14 protein-coding genes and 1 riboswitch are annotated in these 16,037 nt (G+C 72.0%); of the genes, 5 read left to right on the forward strand and 9 right to left on the reverse strand.

Features of this window, described 5'->3' with window-relative positions; genetic code table 11:
• The first annotated feature begins 122 nt into the window (after positions 1-122).
• Positions 123-395: a hypothetical protein gene (locus DSM112329_RS24365; protein WP_354699161.1), complete on the forward strand. Its 273-nt coding sequence runs from the start codon at positions 123-125 to the stop codon at positions 393-395.
• 106 nt (positions 396-501) lie between these two features.
• Here the strand turns inward: DSM112329_RS24365 and DSM112329_RS24370 are convergent, their stop codons facing one another.
• From DSM112329_RS24370 to DSM112329_RS24390, 5 genes are all read right to left on the reverse strand, one after another.
• Positions 502-1,746 (reverse strand): alpha/beta hydrolase, encoded by a 1,245-nt coding sequence (locus DSM112329_RS24370; protein ID WP_354699162.1) that lies wholly within the window; start codon positions 1,744-1,746, stop codon positions 502-504.
• A 12-nt stretch (positions 1,747-1,758) separates the two neighbouring features.
• Complete coding sequence (locus DSM112329_RS24375) at positions 1,759-3,648, reverse strand: hypothetical protein (protein ID WP_354699163.1); 1,890 nt, start codon at positions 3,646-3,648, stop codon at positions 1,759-1,761.
• Between the two features lie 108 nt (positions 3,649-3,756).
• The gene (locus DSM112329_RS24380; RefSeq protein WP_354699164.1) at positions 3,757-4,509 is read right to left on the reverse strand and encodes a MerR family transcriptional regulator; all 753 of its coding nucleotides are present in this window, start codon (positions 4,507-4,509) and stop codon (positions 3,757-3,759) included.
• A 39-nt stretch (positions 4,510-4,548) separates the two neighbouring features.
• The gene (locus DSM112329_RS24385) at positions 4,549-4,851 is read right to left on the reverse strand and encodes a hypothetical protein (protein WP_354699165.1); all 303 of its coding nucleotides are present in this window, start codon (positions 4,849-4,851) and stop codon (positions 4,549-4,551) included.
• Between the two features lie 77 nt (positions 4,852-4,928).
• Complete coding sequence (locus DSM112329_RS24390; RefSeq protein WP_354699166.1) at positions 4,929-5,414, reverse strand: hypothetical protein; 486 nt, start codon at positions 5,412-5,414, stop codon at positions 4,929-4,931.
• Positions 5,415-5,570: 156 nt separating this feature from the next.
• Between DSM112329_RS24390 and DSM112329_RS24395 the strand changes: the two genes are divergently transcribed.
• Positions 5,571-6,005, forward strand: a complete 435-nt coding sequence (locus DSM112329_RS24395; protein WP_354699167.1) for an organic hydroperoxide resistance protein — start codon at positions 5,571-5,573, stop codon at positions 6,003-6,005.
• 65 nt (positions 6,006-6,070) lie between these two features.
• Here the strand turns inward: DSM112329_RS24395 and DSM112329_RS24400 are convergent, their stop codons facing one another.
• Both DSM112329_RS24400 and DSM112329_RS24405 read right to left on the reverse strand, forming a co-directional pair.
• Positions 6,071-6,928: a sigma-70 family RNA polymerase sigma factor gene (locus tag DSM112329_RS24400; protein WP_354699168.1), complete on the reverse strand. Its 858-nt coding sequence runs from the start codon at positions 6,926-6,928 to the stop codon at positions 6,071-6,073.
• A gap of 186 nt (positions 6,929-7,114) precedes the next feature.
• Positions 7,115-8,332 (reverse strand): helix-turn-helix domain-containing protein, encoded by a 1,218-nt coding sequence (locus DSM112329_RS24405; RefSeq protein ID WP_354699169.1) that lies wholly within the window; start codon positions 8,330-8,332, stop codon positions 7,115-7,117.
• 84 nt (positions 8,333-8,416) lie between these two features.
• On the opposite strand from DSM112329_RS24405, the gene DSM112329_RS24410 reads away from it, so the two are divergent.
• Both DSM112329_RS24410 and DSM112329_RS24415 read left to right on the forward strand, forming a co-directional pair.
• Positions 8,417-9,343: an acyl-CoA desaturase gene (locus tag DSM112329_RS24410; protein WP_354699170.1), complete on the forward strand. Its 927-nt coding sequence runs from the start codon at positions 8,417-8,419 to the stop codon at positions 9,341-9,343.
• A gap of 154 nt (positions 9,344-9,497) precedes the next feature.
• The gene (locus DSM112329_RS24415; RefSeq protein WP_354699171.1) at positions 9,498-11,978 is read left to right on the forward strand and encodes a hypothetical protein; all 2,481 of its coding nucleotides are present in this window, start codon (positions 9,498-9,500) and stop codon (positions 11,976-11,978) included.
• Between the two features lie 38 nt (positions 11,979-12,016).
• Here DSM112329_RS24415 and DSM112329_RS24420 read toward each other — a convergent pair whose 3' ends face one another.
• Entirely contained in the window at positions 12,017-12,397 is a 381-nt protein-coding gene (locus tag DSM112329_RS24420) for a hypothetical protein (protein WP_354699172.1), read from the reverse strand.
• A 106-nt stretch (positions 12,398-12,503) separates the two neighbouring features.
• Positions 12,504-13,193 carry a transglycosylase family protein gene (locus DSM112329_RS24425; RefSeq protein ID WP_354699173.1) on the reverse strand — a complete coding sequence of 230 codons (690 nt, stop codon included), beginning with the start codon at positions 13,191-13,193 and terminating at the stop codon, positions 12,504-12,506.
• 7 nt (positions 13,194-13,200) lie between these two features.
• Positions 13,201-13,359, reverse strand: a riboswitch (cyclic di-AMP (ydaO/yuaA leader).
• Between the two features lie 149 nt (positions 13,360-13,508).
• On the opposite strand from DSM112329_RS24425, the gene lon reads away from it, so the two are divergent.
• Positions 13,509-15,854 (forward strand): endopeptidase La, encoded by a 2,346-nt coding sequence (gene lon, locus DSM112329_RS24430; RefSeq protein WP_354699174.1) that lies wholly within the window; start codon positions 13,509-13,511, stop codon positions 15,852-15,854.
• Positions 15,855-16,037 lie beyond the last annotated feature (183 nt).

Below are 16,037 nucleotides of genomic sequence, written 5' to 3' on the forward strand. Positions count from 1 at the left end.
CGGACCGCCTCCGGCGCCGTAGAACCACCGAATCGCACCGCCGCAGCACCCCGCATCGGTCCTTAGACAACCTTGAGGCGCTGCACAGCTTCCACACAACAACGAGCGAAAGGATGCTCCCCATGACCACCATCACCCCCACCCCCATCCACCACACCGTCACCGACGACCGGCTGCTCGACGCGGCCCGGAGCCGGCGCCAACTCACGGACACCGCGCTCAGCGCCACCGACGCCGAGTCCGTCACCGAGCTCTACGAGGACCACATCGACCGCGAGCTGTGGCACGCCGTCGTCCGTCACGCCGACGGCTCCAGGATGCACGTCCGCCTCGACCGTCGTCTGGGCACCGTCGTCGTCCACGACGCCCGCCTCGGCACCACGCAGGCGGCGTGACGTAGGTCAGGCGGCCCGGGCCTCAGCCTTCCCTCAAGGCACAGCCCGCGCCGCGACCTACCCAGGTAGGGCCGCCGGTCCCCTGATCCGCCCTCAGGCGGGTTCCTCAGGCGGGGACCGGCGGCACCGCCGCCAGCCAGTCACGCAGCTGCGCGTACACCCTCGGGTGGTTCAGCAGCGCGAAGTGCGACAGCCCGCCGACGTGCACGGTGTCCTCCATCGTGAAGGCGATCCTCCGCCGCCGCCCGGCCCCGGTCGCGCTCGAGTGATAGACGAGCAGGTCGCCCAGCAGTCTTCCCAGCGGCCCGTCGTGCCGCTGCGCCAGCGTCGCCGAGATCGTGCAGTGGCGCACGTCCTCCAGCAGCGGGACGTCGCCGCACGGGTCGTCGAAATGGTCCGGCTCGTGCCCATTCCAGTCCTCTTCGGTGATTGCTCCGAAGCGCAGATCGCGAATTCCCGCGCTGCGGACGTTCAGGACTGCCGCGACGGGCAGCGCTTCGGGCACCCGCCGCATGAGGCGCGTCGCCTGGTTGACCGTCTGCTCCAGCGGCGCGCCCAGGTGCGGCGTCCCGAGCATCACCACGTGCGTCACGAGTCCCCGCCACGCGCGGCCTGACCCATGCGCGCGATGGCACGCGCTGCGGATCACGAGCCCGCCCATCGAGTGCCCGATGAGCACGAGCTCGCGGACCTCGCACGGCCAGTTCGCGATCAGCGTGTCCAGCAGCTCGTCCAGGTCCCGGCCGTTGTCGGAGATCCGGCGGCCGGTGTTGTAGCGCAGGACGACTGGCGTCAGGCCAAGGTCGTCGCGCAGACGCTCGGCGTAGGTGGGCAGCGGCGGCAGGCCGTCGGGCTGCGCCGTCCCGAGCGACCACGACGCGTCGGTCTCGCAGAGCCCGTGCAGCAGGACGACCACGCGCCCGGTCGCGTCGGGGTACGCGTCAGCCAGATCCACCGCGCCCAGTCCGATGTCCTGACCCGCCAGGCGCGCGCGCATCGGCAGCGCCAGCGCGCTGCCCCGCGCGACCAGCCGGTCCCCCAGGATGCCGTTCAGCGCGCCGACCGCGAGCAGCGCACGCGGATGATCGGTGACCGAGGGGCCGTCGTCCGGCCGCGTCGCCGCGACGGCCTGCCCGGCAAGCCGGCTGCCGACGCCGCCACCTACCCGGACCCCGGAGTAGACGGCCCCCGCGATCGCATCATGGGCGGCGCGGACCGGCGCCGCGGACGGGCCAAGCCCACCGAAGACCCGTCCCGCGATTGCCCGGTGCAGCTCCTGCGCCCGGGCCACCGCGCCGCCGATTCCGTCGGCGGCCAGGGCACCGAGGGCGTCCGCTTCGTCGCTGCGCACGCTCGACGCCGCTCAGACCGCGCCGGCGGGGACGGACGGGACGGACGGCGGGGCGGTGTCGCGATCGGCCTCCCGCCGGCGCGAGTCCACCAGCGGCGCGCCCAGCCGCGAGATCCGCACGAGCCCCCAGCCCAGCAGACCGAGGATCGCGGCGACGAAGGCGAGCACGATCAGCCCGCTGAGCCCCCACAGCCACCCGGGCGTGTCGGTCTTGCGCTCGCGCTGGAGGATCGACCGCTCGCTCTGCAGCGGCCGGGTGAACTGCGGCGTGGCGCTGATCTCGGGCGTCGGGATCGCCGCGTCCGCCGGCAGGTACACGGGGATCGACGCCATCACGGTCCCGCGGTGCAGCCGCAGCGATGACTTCCAGCCCCCGCTGACCGGCAGCGCCTCGGTCGTCCGGTAGACGCCGTCGGCGATCCGCTTCATCGGTGCCTGGACAAGCTTGTCGTCGCCCTGCCAGGCCATGCCGTCGAGCCAGTCCGCGTCGTCGGCAACATCGGCCGGGGTGAAGCGCACGGTCGCGTTCGCGTACCGGACGCCGTCCTTAACGAAGGCCTGCTCGAGCGTCACCGCACCGCGGCCGTCGGGGACGGTGGTATGCGCGAGCGCCCCGATCGTCGCCGCCAGCACGAGGATCGACGCCACCGCCGCGCCCCACTGCCGCGGCGCGCCGACGACGTCGTTGCGCAGCCGCAGCCCGCCGCCGATGAACGCGCCGAGCGTCCCGCCCGTCAGTCCGCCGATCAGGCCGACCAGGATGGCTCCAGGCAGCACGTGGGTCGGCCAGGCGATCGGCATCGCGATCTGCGACCAGCCCGCCTCCGCGAGCATGCCCACGGTGCCGATCAGCGCACCGGCCAGCGCGCCGAAGGCGTACGGCTTGCGGCTCGGCGAAACGGCGAACGCCGCCGCCTCGACGACGAGCGCCTCGGCGACGTAGAGCGGCATGTGCGTCGCGGAGTGCCCGGTGATCGGGCCGACCCAGATCGCCAGCAGTCCCCGGACCACGAAGAAGAACGCGACGGCGCCGAGCGCGGCACCGCGGCCGGCGACCGTCCGCGCGGCGACCATCGTCAGCGCAGCCGCCGCGGCGATCAGCAGCGGCTCGTACAGCAGCCGGAACTGGGGCACGCCGTAGTCGAACTCGCCCTGGAAGATCGACAGGCCGATCAACAGCCCGCCGAACGCGCTGACCTGCCGCAGCGCGCGCATCCGCGCCGCCGTCATGAACGCCAGCGGACCCGCGACCACGTCCGAACCGGATTCCCCGGGGGACAGGCGCGCCTCCGACAGCAGCACGAGGATCGCGACGAGCGTCAGCGCCGCGCCGCCGAGCATCATCAGGTGGGTCGGGCCCCACAGCGTCACGTCCTGGCCGAACAGCCGGTGGCTGACGTCGTCCAGCGGGAAGCCGATGAGCGCGAAGAACGCGCACGCGATCAGCAGGACGCCGCCGACCGGCGCGTGCCAGTCGCGGGTGATGCGGATCGCGGCCGGACCGGGCTTCTCCTCGGGCAGGACGACGGCCAGCCAGCCCGCTGCCGCGATGCCGAACAGCCCGGCGAGGATGAAGTAGTGCGACGGGTTTGCGAGCGGACCGGGGTCGCGGCCGTTGTCGATGTGGATCGAGACGTCCCAGTAGAAGCCGAACGCGGCGACGATCAGGGAGCCGGCGGCGAACCCGGCGGGCAGAGCCGCCCAGCGGGGCAGGCCGCTGATCTTCGCGGCCCAGCCGGCGAACTGCCCGAGGACCTTGACCCGTCCCTGTCGGTGACCGAGACCGAGGACGAGGAGCGCGAGGGTGAGGACACCGCCGACAAGGCTCGCGCCGATGACCTGGGCGAGCTCGGCGCCGCCGGCGGGCGGCGCAGCTTCAGCTGCCGCGAGGAGGGTGGACATGCCGCGAATGTAACATCGGTCGATGTCACATACAACGGTGGTTCGCCGGGTGTGATCGCCCTCACACGCGCACGCCACAGACTGTCCCGCAGCGACCCGCAGCCGGCCTCAGCGGCGCCGTTTTCCGCCCTTGTGCGTCATGCGCTCGAGCTCCCGGCCGAGCTCGCGCTCGACGACTTCGGTCATGGCGATCTGGAAGGTCGCTAGGAGCGACTGCGACGCCAGCGGGCGCAGTCGCTCGAGCGCGGCGGAGACCTCGCCCCAGTGCTCGTCCGGCGTGCCGTCCTCGGCGAACGGTTGCCACACGGCCTCGATGAACAGCTGGGCGAACGTCTTCGCGACGCTGTCCGCGTGGCGGCGCATCTTGGTGAGCAGCTCCATCGCGCGCTCGGCGGGAATGCCGAGCTCGACGAGGTCGCCGCCTGCCGCGGCAAGGATCGGGCTGATCTCCTCGAAGCGACCCTCGTCGTCCAGCCGACGCAGCAGGCCGAGCTCCGTCGCCCGCTGCAGCAGCTTTGGGTCGGTGCTCTGGAAGCGCTCCGCGAGCTCCTCCTTGGTGACGATCCGCGGCTCCTCCTCGACGAACGGCGTGCGGATGGTGCGGGTGAACCGCAGCACCGCGCCGGACTGTCCCGCCGCGCCCTCGAGCAGCTTGCGGATCAGGTCCAGGTTGTACCCGTCCCCCTGCAGTTCGCGGATCAGCTCGATCCGCGTGAGGTGGTCGGCGCCGTAGAACCCGGTCCGTCCGCGGACCTCGGGCGGCGGCAGCAGCCCCCGCGCCTGGTGCGCGCGGATGTTGCGGACCGTCATGCCCGTCTGCTGCGCGAGCTGGTCGATCGTCAGCTGCTCCTCGTCGGCCATCCACCGCGCACACTATCGGCGCGGCCCGCACGGCCTGGGTCAAACCCAGGACTCAGGGGCTTCCTCGAAGGCCTGGTGCAGGCGCTCGTCCTGCTCGCCGTGCCAGACGGTCCAGCGGACCCGCCCCGACCGCAGCACGCGTTCCATGATGAAGATGCGGGCGTCCGGGACGGTGGACCGCAGCGTGCGGGCCTGGTCGCGGGCGGCGCGCTCGGTGCCGAAGGCGCACGCGGCGACCACGACCTCGCCGTCCGCGCAGCGCGCGAGGGCGCAGTACGCCGGCGAGCCTGCGTCGTCGAGCAGCGATCGTGCACCGGCGATCAGCTCGTCGGCGCCTTCCATGGCAATGCTCGTGGGGTGCAGCACGCCCCGGTCATCGGCCGGGGCGTGCTGCGGTTGAGCCCCGAGCGGCGGCCGGGCTACGGGGCGGTCGGCGCGGTGGCGTCGCAGGCGGCGAGCGCCTGCTCGCGTGCGGAGCCGGACGGCACGTTGGCCTCGACGATCTTGGTGCAGACCTCCTTGGTGGCCTTCTGCACGGCGGCGGAGTCACCGGTCGCGGCGGCCTCGGCGGCCTTGTCGCAGACCTTCTTCAGGTCGGTCTTCAGGCTGGCGTCGAGCGTCGGCTGTGCATCGATGCTGGACTTGCAGGACTCCACGGCGGCCTTGACGGCGGCCTCGGCCTCCTTCGGGATCTCGGTCGTCCCGGTGGCGGTGGTCGGGGTGCTGGTCGTCTCGGCGGGCGTGCTGGTCGCGGTGGTCGGCGTGGTCTCGGTGCTCGCCGTGGTGGCGACGCTGGCCGCCGGCGTCGAGGTGGAGCCCGAGCCGTTGTCGTCGTCGCCACAACCGGCGGCGACGAGGCTCGTGGCCAGCAGTGCGGCGACGAAGATGGAGCGTGCGTTCTTCATGGGGTGGTGCCCTCCCGGGGCGTCAGTTCTATGACCGTTGGATCGAATGCCCGCCTAGCGTAAACGCGCCCAGCCGCGACGACGGTCTCGTTTGAGTGTCATGAGCCAGATGACGCATCCAGGCCACGACGGGGCGCGCCGTTCTAGGGTGGCCGCATGAACGTCCTCTACACCGCAAAGGCCCGGGCGACGGGCGGTCGCGACGGCCGCGCCACAAGCCTCAGCGGCCACCCCGACCTGGCACTGAAGCCGCCGGCCGCCATGGGCGGGCCTGCCGACCAGGGCGAGGCGACGAACCCGGAGGAGCTGTTCGCCCTTGGGTACGGCGCGTGCTTCCTGAGCGCGCTGTCGCTGATCGCGCGCCAGCAGAAGATCTCCGCCAAGCACTTCGCGATCGACACCGCAGTGTCGATCGGCAGCGACGACAAGGGCGGCTTCGGGCTCGCGGTCGAGCTCCACGGCGACATGCCGGACGTCGAGCGCGAGAAGGCCGCCGAGCTGATGCGCACCGCGCACACGGTCTGTCCCTACTCGAAGGCGACGCAGGGCAACATCGAGGTCCGCCTGTTCCTGGACGGCGAGGAGCTTTAAAAGACGAAGGGCCCGCAACCTGCCGGGCCCCTCGCACTGCTTTCACTTCGACGTCTCAGACGCTGCTACGCGACCTCGCGGAGGGCAGCCAGCTGCGGCAGGACCGACAGCTTGGCCAGCGCGCGATCCTCGATCGACGCTGCCTGTCGCGGCGTGACGCCGAGGCGTCGTGCCGTCTGGGCGGGCGTCTGCGGGGGCTCGCCGGCGGTGCCGTAGCGCAGGTTGATGACCTTGCGCTCCTCGTCGGGCAGCGTGTCGATGGCACGCTGCACCTCGATCGACGCCAGGGCCGTGTGCACCTCCTCCTCGGGCGCGGGGCCCTCGGCGGAGATGAAGTGGCCCAGCTCGCCACCGTCGGACTCATCGCCGACGGGGCTGTTGAGGCTGGCGGGGGTGCGGTCGACCTCGCGGATCTGCTCGACCTCGTCGAACGTCAGGCCGGTGGCCATGGCGATCTCCTCGAGGGTCGGCTCGCGTTCGAGCTGAACGGCGAGGTCACCGGCGGCACGCGCGACCTTGCGGGCACGCTGCGCCACGTTCGCGGGGAGGCGAACGGTACGGGCACTGTTGTCCAGCCCACGCTGGATGCTCTGACGGATCCAGAGCGTCGCGTAGGTGGAGAAACGGAAGCCCTTGCGCCAATCGAACTTCTCCGCGGCCCGGATGAGCCCGATCATTCCCTCCTGCACCAGGTCGGTCATGGGGAGACCGTGTCCGATGTAGCGACGCGCGATGGACACCACGAGGCGCAGGTTGGAGTTGATGAGCATCTCCTTGGCCTGGAGGTCGCCACGCTCGATGCGCTTGGCGAGCTCGAGCTCCTGGGCGGGCTTGAGCAGCTCGTAGCTGCCCGCGTCCCGGAGGAGGAGGTCAAGGGAGTCCGAGGTCAGTTCGGGCGTGATGGGGGTGGGCTTGCGGGGCAATGCGCTCCTTACGGGAGATAACCAACTCTTGCTGTAGGGATTCTACGCCGTTGTCGTTGACTTTGCAACTACCTGCTCCGGCTACCGTTGGGTGGACGGCTTTCGGGGCTGGCTGACAGCGGGTTCGAGTCCTTGGCGGTAGGTCGGTGGTGTGTGCCCTTCTATGACGGCTGCGAACCACACGTGTTACGGGATCACCGCTGGCGTGCCGGGCTGCTCCGACGTGACTCGCAAGGCGAGGGCGAGTTCGAATCTGTGGTCGGGATCATCCAGGCCCTCCCCGAAGCGCTCATAAAGACGGGCGACGCGGTAGCGCACGGTCTGCGGGTGGACCTCGAGGAGCTGGGCGATCTGCTGGATCCGGCCCGGGTTGTCGAGCCATGCCCGCAGCGTCTGGACGGTCCGCCCGCGGGCCGCGCCGGTGAGTCCCTCGAGGGGACGCAGGACGCGTGCGGCCAGGTCGGTCGCGAGGGACGCGTCCCCGCCGCCGTGCAGCAACAGCGTGAGCAGGTGGTCGTCGGCCCGGACTGGAAGCGGTGCGACGACGCGGCCTTCGAGCACCAGCCGCAGGGTTGCGTGCGCACGGGCGCTCGAGTGGCGTGCCCGTCCGGGCGGGACCTCGGGGCCGAGCGCCGCCGCGGCCCCCGGCGGTAGGTTCGCGGCCAGCTGGGTGAGGCGGCCGGGCGCTTCGGGGTCGGGGACGAACGCGAGCACACGGCCGCCGTCAGCCTCGGCGATGACGTCCAGGCCGAGGCGCGAGGCGAGGCGGTCGGCGTCGTGCTCGCCGTCGATCACCAGTGCGGCCAGGCCGGCCGGGACGGTCCAGTCGGCGTCCCGGGCCAGGTCGACGAGCGCGTCGGGGTCGACCTCGTCGCGGTCCAGCGCGCGTACGAGCGCCCGCCGCCGGCGCGCCCGCTCGGAGGCGCTGCGGGCCTGCTCCTGGCTGAAGCCGTCGACCGACTCGGCGCTGATCGCGTCGATGTAGCTGAAGATCTCGCCCGCGAGCGCGTAGAGGTGCCGCGGCTCCTCGCCGGCCGCCTCGGCGACCCGGACGAAGCGCTCCCACGCCAGGCGCGCCCCGAGCCGGTACGCGCTGAGCAAGGCGTCGAGGCTGCGGCCGGCTTGCTGCTCGCCGCGACCGAGCTCGACGTAGATGGTCGCGCGCGGGTCACGGTCAGCGCGGCTGTCCACGCCCCCGGCCTCGATCAGGTCGACGAACCGCTCGAGCGCACGCTGCACCCCGCGGTTGAGCGCCTTGCCGAACGGCCCCTCGAGGGGACGGGCGTACTCGGGGATCTCCTCGCCGATGGCGCGGATCGTGTCCTCGGCCAGGCCGGGCAGCGCCGGCCGCAGCGTCAGCGCAAGCCGCGCCGGCAGCGCGTCAGTGCCAGCTCCGGGACTCATTTGTCACCAAGCTCTAAATATCGCGCGCACACCCCCATACCTTTGCACGAAACGCCCGTCCCGTTTGCGGGCAGACTTCCAGTCATGACTCGCGCTCAACGCATCACGAACATCGTGGCGGTCGTCCTGCCGTTCGCCGCCTTCGCCGTCGCCGTCGTCGTCTTCTGGAACGAGGCCATCGGCTGGCGGGACATCGGCATCATGGTGTCGATCTACGTGGTCGCCGCGCTCGGCATCACGATCGGCTACCACCGGATGCTCACGCACCGCGCCTTCCAGACGAAGCCGTGGCTCGCGTATACGTTCGCCGTGATGGGCTCGATGGGCGTCCAGGGCCCGGTCATCAACTGGGTCGCCGACCACCGCAAGCATCACGCCCACACCGACGAGGAGGGCGACCCGCACTCCCCGCACGTCGGTCCCGCGACCGAGGGCGTCCTCGGTCCCATCAAGGGCCTGTACCACGCACACATCGGCTGGCTGTTCACCGAGCAGGGCCGCGCGAATCGCCGCAAGTACGCCCCGGACCTGATGGAGGACATGGGGATGCGCTGGATCAGCCGCAACTTCCACTGGATCGCGCTCGGCTCGCTCGCCCTCCCCGCGGTGCTCGGCTTCGTGCTGAGCGGCTTCACGCTCAAGGGCGCGCTCACCGCGTTCCTGTGGGGCGGCCTCGTGCGCGTCTTCTTCCTGCACCACGTCACCTGGTCGATCAACTCGATCTGCCACTTCTTCGGAACGCGCCGCTTCGCGACCGAGGACCACTCGACCAACGTCATGCCGCTCGCGCTGCTGTCGATGGGCGAGGCGTTCCACCACAACCACCACGCCTTCCCGCGGTCGGCCCAGGCCGGCCTGAGCCGGACCGAGAAGCTGATGGACCCGTCGATGTGGGTCATCAACACCCTCGAGCGCCTCGGCCTCGTGTGGAACGTCGTGCGCATCACGCCGGAGCGCCAGGCGCAGAAGCAGGCCGAGGCTGCGGCCGAGCGCGTCGCGCAGCCCGCCTGACGGACGGACGGACGGCGGCGGCGGACGGACGGACGGACGGACGGACGACCGTCCAGGTCGGCGGGTGCCGGCTCAAGCGGATCTGGGGTAGGCCGATCAGCGGGGTAGTACGGAGGGCTCCCTCGGCCCTCCGCCACCCCAAAGGACCCACCCCATGCCCAGCCGTTCTCCCCGGCAGGTCGCAGCCGCTGCGACCGCCGTGATCGTCCTCGGCGGCACGCTGAGCGCCACCAGCATGGCCGCGCAGGCGGCCGCCGCGCAGCCCCCGGCCGCCCCCGAGCGCAGCGTCGTGCACCGCGGTCTCCTCGATCCGCTGCTGGACCTGCTGCTGACGCCGATCCTGAACTCGCTGCTGACGTCCACGACGTTGGAGATCCAGGCCCTGGTCGCGCCGCTGACGGCGTCCGAGACCGGATCGCTCCTCACCGCCGCCAACTCCGCGCAGCTGCCGCCGCTGCTCGCCGCGCTCAGCGGCAGCCAGCTCACCGGGGCCCTGGGAACCCTTCCCGCCGCGGACGTCGGGGACTTGCTCGCACCGGCGACCGGCTCGCAGCTCACCGCGCTGCTCGGCGGCCTGACCGGCGCGGTCACCGCACCCCTCGCCACCCTGACTTCCGCGGAGCTCGGCGGGCTCCTCGGCGTGGCCGACGCCGCGCAGTTCACGGCTCTCCTGGGCGGGCTCGACGGCGGCCAGCTCACGGCGGCCTTCCCGCTGATGGCCGCCGGCGACCTCGGCGACCTGCTCGCCTTCGCGGACACGGGCCAGCTCACGACCCTCCTGGGCAGCCTGACCGGCGGACAGCTCACCGGCGCGCTCGGCACCCTGACCGCGGGGGAGACCGGCGACCTGCTGGGCATCGCGAGCGCCGGCCAGCTCACGACACTGCTCGGGACCCTCACTGGCGGCCAGCTCACCGGGGCGCTCGGCACGCTCAGCTCTGGCGAGATCGGCGGCCTCTTGTCCACGGCCACCGGCACACCGCTGGCGACCCTCCTGGGCAGCCTCAGCACCGGCCAGCTCACCGGCGCCGCCGGAACGCTGCCGGCCGCGAACGTCGGCAGCCTCCTGACCTCGGTCAGCTCCGCGCAGCGCTCGTCGCTCTTCAGCGGGCTGACCAGCGGCCAGCTCACGGCCGCGCTCGCCACGCTGTCGCCGTCCGGCCTCGCCGGCTTGCTCGACCTTGCGGACACGGGACAGCTGACCGTCCTGCTCGGCACGCTGACCGGCGGCCAGCTCACGGGCGCCCTCGGTGCCCTGCCCGCCGCCGATCTCGGCGACCTGCTCACCCTCGCCGGCACCAGCCAGCTCACCGTCCTCCTCGGCACCCTCACCAGCGGCCAGCTCACCGACGCGCTCGCCAGCCTGCCGTCCACCGGTCTCGGCGACCTGCTCGCCGACGCCGGCACCAGCCAGCTCACCGTCCTCCTCGGCACCCTCACGAGCGGTCAGCTCACCGGGGCACTCGGCACCCTGCCCGCCGCCGACCTCGGCGACCTGCTCACCCTCGCCGGCACCAGCCAGCTCACCACGCTGCTCGGCACGCTCTCCACCGGCCAGCTCACGGGCGCGCTCGGCGCCCTGCCGGCCGCCGGATTGGCAGGCCTGCTGACCGGCGCCGAGTCCGGGCAGCGCAGCAGCCTCCTCGCGGCAGCGACAGGCGGCCAGCTGGCGGGCGCCCTGGCCACACTGCCCGCCGGCGACATCACGACCCTCGTCGGCCAGCTCACCCCGGTGCAGGTCTCGAGCCTGCTCGGCGGCAGCGGCGGCACCGGCAGCGTCATCACTGGCCTGCTGGGCGGGGCCACGGGGATCGCCGGTTCGTCCACGCCGTCCGCGTCCGCCATCGACGGCCTGCTCGGCAAGCTGACCGCGCTGTTGAACGGCGGCCTCCCGGGCGACGCCGGCCAGGTCACCGGGCTCGCCTCCCTGCTGGAGGCGGTCAACGGCCTGCTGGCGATCACCGGGCTGGACCTGGGCGTCCTCGACGGCCTGCTCACCGCCGCATCCGGCGTCCTGGTGAGCACCCCCGCGACCAGCCCGGTCGGGGCCCCGCTGCAGCAGCTCGTCACCAGGACACAGGTGATCCTGGGTCGGTCCGTCACACCCGGCACCACCACCCCGGGCACGACGACCCCGGGCACCACGATCCCCGGCACCACGACGCCAGGGACGACAAAGCCGACCACGACCACCCCCGGCACCACCAAGCCGGTCACCACCGGCACCGTCAAGCCCGGCACCGGCACCACCGCGGGCATCGTCGGCGGCGTCCTGAAGCCCGGCACTTCCGCCGGCGGCCCAGCCGCGCAGACCAAGGCCTACCGGGCCACCATCCAGTCCGCCACCCTGGCCAAGCAGCGAAAGACCGCGAAGCTCAAGCTGCGCTGCGCTGCAAACGCGCCCACCAGCTGCCTGATCCAGATCACCGGGAGGCTCGCCGGCCAGAAGGCGACGACGACGCGCGTCATCATGATCCCGCGCGGCATCACCAACACGATCACCGTGAAGCTGACCAGCGCGGCCACGAAGCGGCTGAAGGCGAAGGGCGGGTCGATCCGCTTCTCGGTCGCCACCGCGCAGTCGTCCCTGGGCGCCGTGTCGAAGACCGTCAAGGCGAAGCGCGGGACGCGGTAGGCGAGCGCCAGGCCCGAACCGGCTCCTGCCCGGCAGCTTCAGCATCCGCTGCCGGGACCTTCCTCGATCGCCTCCACGAGCCCGCGGAACTCCTCCAGCACGCGGCGGACGAGCGGCAGCGACGGCCGCCACTCGATCCGCTGCAGGCACGCGTCGACGGCGTCCAGATCGAGGATGCCCTGCTCGTACGCCCGCGCGAACATCCCGCGCAGCTCGTCGGGGGTGGCATCCTCCGCACAGTCGACGAGCGTCCGCGCCACCGAGGTGACGGGGATCCCGCGGTGCACGGTGACGTCGTCCGGGTGGAACTCCGGGACGTAGTGGAAGACCACCCCCGGGGGCGGCTCGCGACGATCGCGCGGATCGTGCGAGCTGCCGGGAATCGAGACGTGGATGAGCTCGGTGCGTTCGTCGTACATGGCCTCCATGCTCGCCCCGCCCACTGCGACGCGGCAACGACGCTCCTGTCACGACTTTGCGCCGGGATCGCTCTGGCCCCGGCGCAGACCAACGAACGTGTCCGGCTCAGCCGGCGCCGACCTTCTTCGAGCACGCCGGCCACGCCGACGGGCCGCGCTCGGCCATGAGGCGCTCGGCGCGCCGGTCCTGCTCGTCCTCCGGGGCCGCGGCCGGATCGCCCTTGCCGCCGACCGACTTCCACGTCGCGCGGTCGAACTGGTACTTGCCGCGGTAACGGCCGGACTTCGAGACGAGCGTCGGGTCGCCGCCCGACTCGCACAGCGCAATCGCCTCGAGCAGCGACGAGGCGTCCTGCGAGATCGCCGCCTTGCTCGCGGACGCCTTCACCGCCTTCTTCGCGCTGCGCGCGTCGATGCCGAGCGCGGCCAGCGTCTGCGGTCCGATCACCCCGTCGACCGTCAGCCCCTCCTTACGCTGGAAGGAGCGCACGGCCTTGCGCGTCACCGGGCCCATCACGCCGTCAGCCGGGATGCCGAGCGCCGACTGCACGGCGGCGACCGTCGACTTCGCGACCGCGGCGGGCTTGCGCGGCGAGCCGGTGTCCGCGGACGCGCCGACGGCCAGGAGCGACGCAGTCAGCAGCGCGCACGTGAGCGAACGCCGGCCACGGCCGGTCCGACGGCGGCGGACGGCGGCGGCAGCGCGACGCGCGCGTGAAGCGCGCAGCGAACGCCGATACGGCGTGGGGTCATGGGCCGCAAAAGGCGGCACGGGTACGTCGAACTCGTTGGGCACGGTGGGGTCCTCCGTCGTCTCGGCGCCTACGGGGTTAGCTGACGGGCTCGCGCTGAAACTGCGCTACGCCGTCGTGATGACGGCGATTCGCCCCCGGACCGATGCTCGATCCACTGGGTCCCCCGCTCGCCGTCCCTAGTGGACGACGACTCGGCGTGGTTGTGCAGGGGCGCATGTTATGGCAACGGCACCCGGAAGGCGACACGACCCGCTGCCGTCCCCCCACTCCAGAAGAAGATCTATGCTTGACGGACTGAGATCAGTTGCTACTGTTGCATCCGCAACGGTTGAAGTCGACAAAGGAACTGCACCATCATGCCTGTCACGTACCTCCTGATCCCGCTCGACGACACCGTCGTGCTCCCCACGATGGACATCACCCTCCCGGTCGATGTCGGCGACGCCGAGCGCGTCGTGCTCGTCCCCCGCCACGAGGGCGAGTACGCCTCCGTCGGCACCATCGCCACCGTCATCGAGTCCGTCCGCCTGCCCGGCGGCGGCCGCGGCGCGTCCCTGTCCGGCGAGTCGCGCGGCCTCATCGGCGCCGCCCAGACCGGTGCGGACGGCAAGCTGCACGTGCAGGTCACCGAGGCGCCCGACGAGGTCCCGGTCGACGGCCGCACGCGCGAGCTCGAGCGCGAGTACCGCGGCGTGGTCGAGGAGCTCCTCGAGCTGCGCGGCGACGACGGCCGCGTCGCCGGCTGGGTCCGCGCCATCCGCGAGCCCGGCGCCCTCGCCGACACCACCGGCTACGCGCCGGACCTGACCTTCGAGCAGAAGGTCCGCATCCTGGAGACGGTCGACGTGACCGAGCGCCTCGCGCTCGCCGTCGAGATGCAGAAGGAGCGCCTCACCGCGCTGCAGATCCGGCGCAAGATCCGCGACGACGTCGAGTCCGGCGCCAACAAGCAGCAGCGCGAGTACCTGCTGCGCCAGCAGCTCGCCTCGATCCGGCGCGAGCTCGGCGAGGACAACGACTCCGCCGGCGAGGACTACCGCACGAAGATCGCCGAGGCCGACATGCCCGAGGCCGTCCGCGAGCAGGCCGAGCGCGAGCTCGAGCGTCTGGAGCGGTCCGGCGAGGGCGGCCAGGAGGGGCAGATGATCCGCACCTACCTGGACTGGCTCGTCTCGGTCCCGTGGGGCGTCACCTCCGACGAGACCCTCGACCCCGTCAAGACGCGCGAGGTGCTGGACGCCGACCACGCCGGCCTGGACGACGTCAAGGATCGGATCGTCGAGTACGTCGCGGTCAAGAAGCTGCGCAGCGAGCGCGGCCTCGGCGACGGTGAGGACGCGCGCAAGGCCGGCGCGATCCTGACGCTGATCGGTCCCCCCGGTACCGGCAAGACGTCGATCGGCGAGTCGATCGCCCGCGCGATGGACCGCGAGTTCGTCCGCATCTCCCTCGGCGGCATTCGCGACGAGGCCGAGATCCGCGGCCACCGCCGCACCTACATCGGCGCCCTCCCGGGCCGGCTGGTGCGCGCGCTCCGCGACGCGAAGACGATGAACCCGGTGATCCTGCTCGACGAGGTCGACAAGGTCGGCGCCGACTGGCGCGGCGACCCGTCGTCCGCGCTCCTGGAGGTCCTGGACCCCGCGCAGAACTCGACGTTCCGCGACCACTACCTGGACGTGGAGCTCGACCTGTCCGACGTCGTCTTCATCGCGACCGCCAACCAGTACGACACGATCCCCGGCCCGCTGCTGGACCGCATGGAGGTCATCTCCTTCGACGGCTACACCGTCGCGGAGAAGGTCGCCATCGCCCGCGACTACCTGTTCCCGCGGCAGCGCCAGCGCAACGGCCTGCTCGAGGACGAGGTGACCGTGGACGACGGCATCCTGCGCACCATCGTCACCGAGTACACGCGTGAGGCGGGCGTCCGCTCGCTGGAGCGCCAGCTCGGGACCGTCCTGCGCAAGACCGCGACGAAGGTCGCCTCACGGCCCGCCCCGGCTGACCCGGTCGCCGACGGGGAGGACGCTGTGGCGCCGGAGGCCGTGGTCATCGACCTCGACCTGGTCCGCGAGGCCCTCGGGCGCCAGAAGGTCTACCAGGAGGCGGCGGCCCGCACCGCGGTGCCCGGCGTCGCCACCGGTCTGGCCGTCACGGGGACGGGCGGCGACGTCCTGTTCGTCGAGGCGACCGCGATGGACGGCAAGGGCACCGGCGGGCTGACCCTCACCGGCCAGCTCGGCGACGTGATGAAGGAGTCCGCGCAGATCGCCCTGACGTACGTGCGGGCGCACCGGGAGCAGCTCGGCATCCCCGCCGACGCGTTCCAGGACCGTGAGTTCCACGTCCACGTCCCCGCGGGCGCGATCCCGAAGGATGGCCCCAGTGCCGGCGTCACGATGATCACGGCGCTCGCGTCGCTGCTGTCCGGGCGGCCGGTGAAGCACACCGTCGGCATGACGGGCGAGGTCACGCTGCAGGGCCGGGTCCTGCCGATCGGCGGCCTGAAGCAGAAGGTGCTCGCGGCGCACGCGGCCGGACTGACCGACGTGGTCATGCCCGAGCGCAACCGCGGCGACCTGGACGACGTCCCGCAGGAGGTGCGCGACGTCATGACGTTCCACCCCGCGATGACGATCGCCGAGGTCCTGGACGTGGCCCTCGAGCCCGTCCGCAAGGCAGACCCTGTGACCGCCTGACGGGTGGTCCGCTACGGCCGGTGCGATCACGCACCGGCCGTAGGTTTTTCTCCGTGATTGCGGGGTAGGGACGGAGGTTTTCCCTTTCCGTCCGACGGTGCTCCTAGTGTCGGCGATCACAAGGTGTCCCCGCGGTCGACCTCCATCTACGCCAGTTCCCTGACTCGCCGTGACAAGCGGTGG

The organism is Paraconexibacter sp. AEG42_29, assembly GCF_040581415.1.
Taxonomy (GTDB): domain Bacteria; phylum Actinomycetota; class Thermoleophilia; order Solirubrobacterales; family Solirubrobacteraceae; genus Paraconexibacter.

What these genes read in the sequence shown, in the direction of transcription:
- DSM112329_RS24365 (WP_354699161.1), top strand. Translation starts at nt 123, where the DNA reads ATGACCACCATCACCCCCACCCCCATCCACCACACCGTCACCGACGAC.
- DSM112329_RS24375 (WP_354699163.1), bottom strand. Translation starts at nt 3,648, where the DNA reads ATGTCCACCCTCCTCGCGGCAGCTGAAGCTGCGCCGCCCGCCGGCGGC.
- DSM112329_RS24380 (WP_354699164.1), bottom strand. Translation starts at nt 4,509, where the DNA reads ATGGCCGACGAGGAGCAGCTGACGATCGACCAGCTCGCGCAGCAGACG.
- DSM112329_RS24385 (WP_354699165.1), bottom strand. Translation starts at nt 4,851, where the DNA reads ATGGAAGGCGCCGACGAGCTGATCGCCGGTGCACGATCGCTGCTCGAC.
- DSM112329_RS24390 (WP_354699166.1), bottom strand. Translation starts at nt 5,414, where the DNA reads ATGAAGAACGCACGCTCCATCTTCGTCGCCGCACTGCTGGCCACGAGC.
- DSM112329_RS24395 (WP_354699167.1), top strand. Translation starts at nt 5,571, where the DNA reads ATGAACGTCCTCTACACCGCAAAGGCCCGGGCGACGGGCGGTCGCGAC.
- DSM112329_RS24405 (WP_354699169.1), bottom strand. Translation starts at nt 8,332, where the DNA reads ATGAGTCCCGGAGCTGGCACTGACGCGCTGCCGGCGCGGCTTGCGCTG.
- DSM112329_RS24410 (WP_354699170.1), top strand. Translation starts at nt 8,417, where the DNA reads ATGACTCGCGCTCAACGCATCACGAACATCGTGGCGGTCGTCCTGCCG.
- DSM112329_RS24415 (WP_354699171.1), top strand. Translation starts at nt 9,498, where the DNA reads ATGCCCAGCCGTTCTCCCCGGCAGGTCGCAGCCGCTGCGACCGCCGTG.
- DSM112329_RS24420 (WP_354699172.1), bottom strand. Translation starts at nt 12,397, where the DNA reads ATGTACGACGAACGCACCGAGCTCATCCACGTCTCGATTCCCGGCAGC.
- lon (WP_354699174.1), top strand. Translation starts at nt 13,509, where the DNA reads ATGCCTGTCACGTACCTCCTGATCCCGCTCGACGACACCGTCGTGCTC.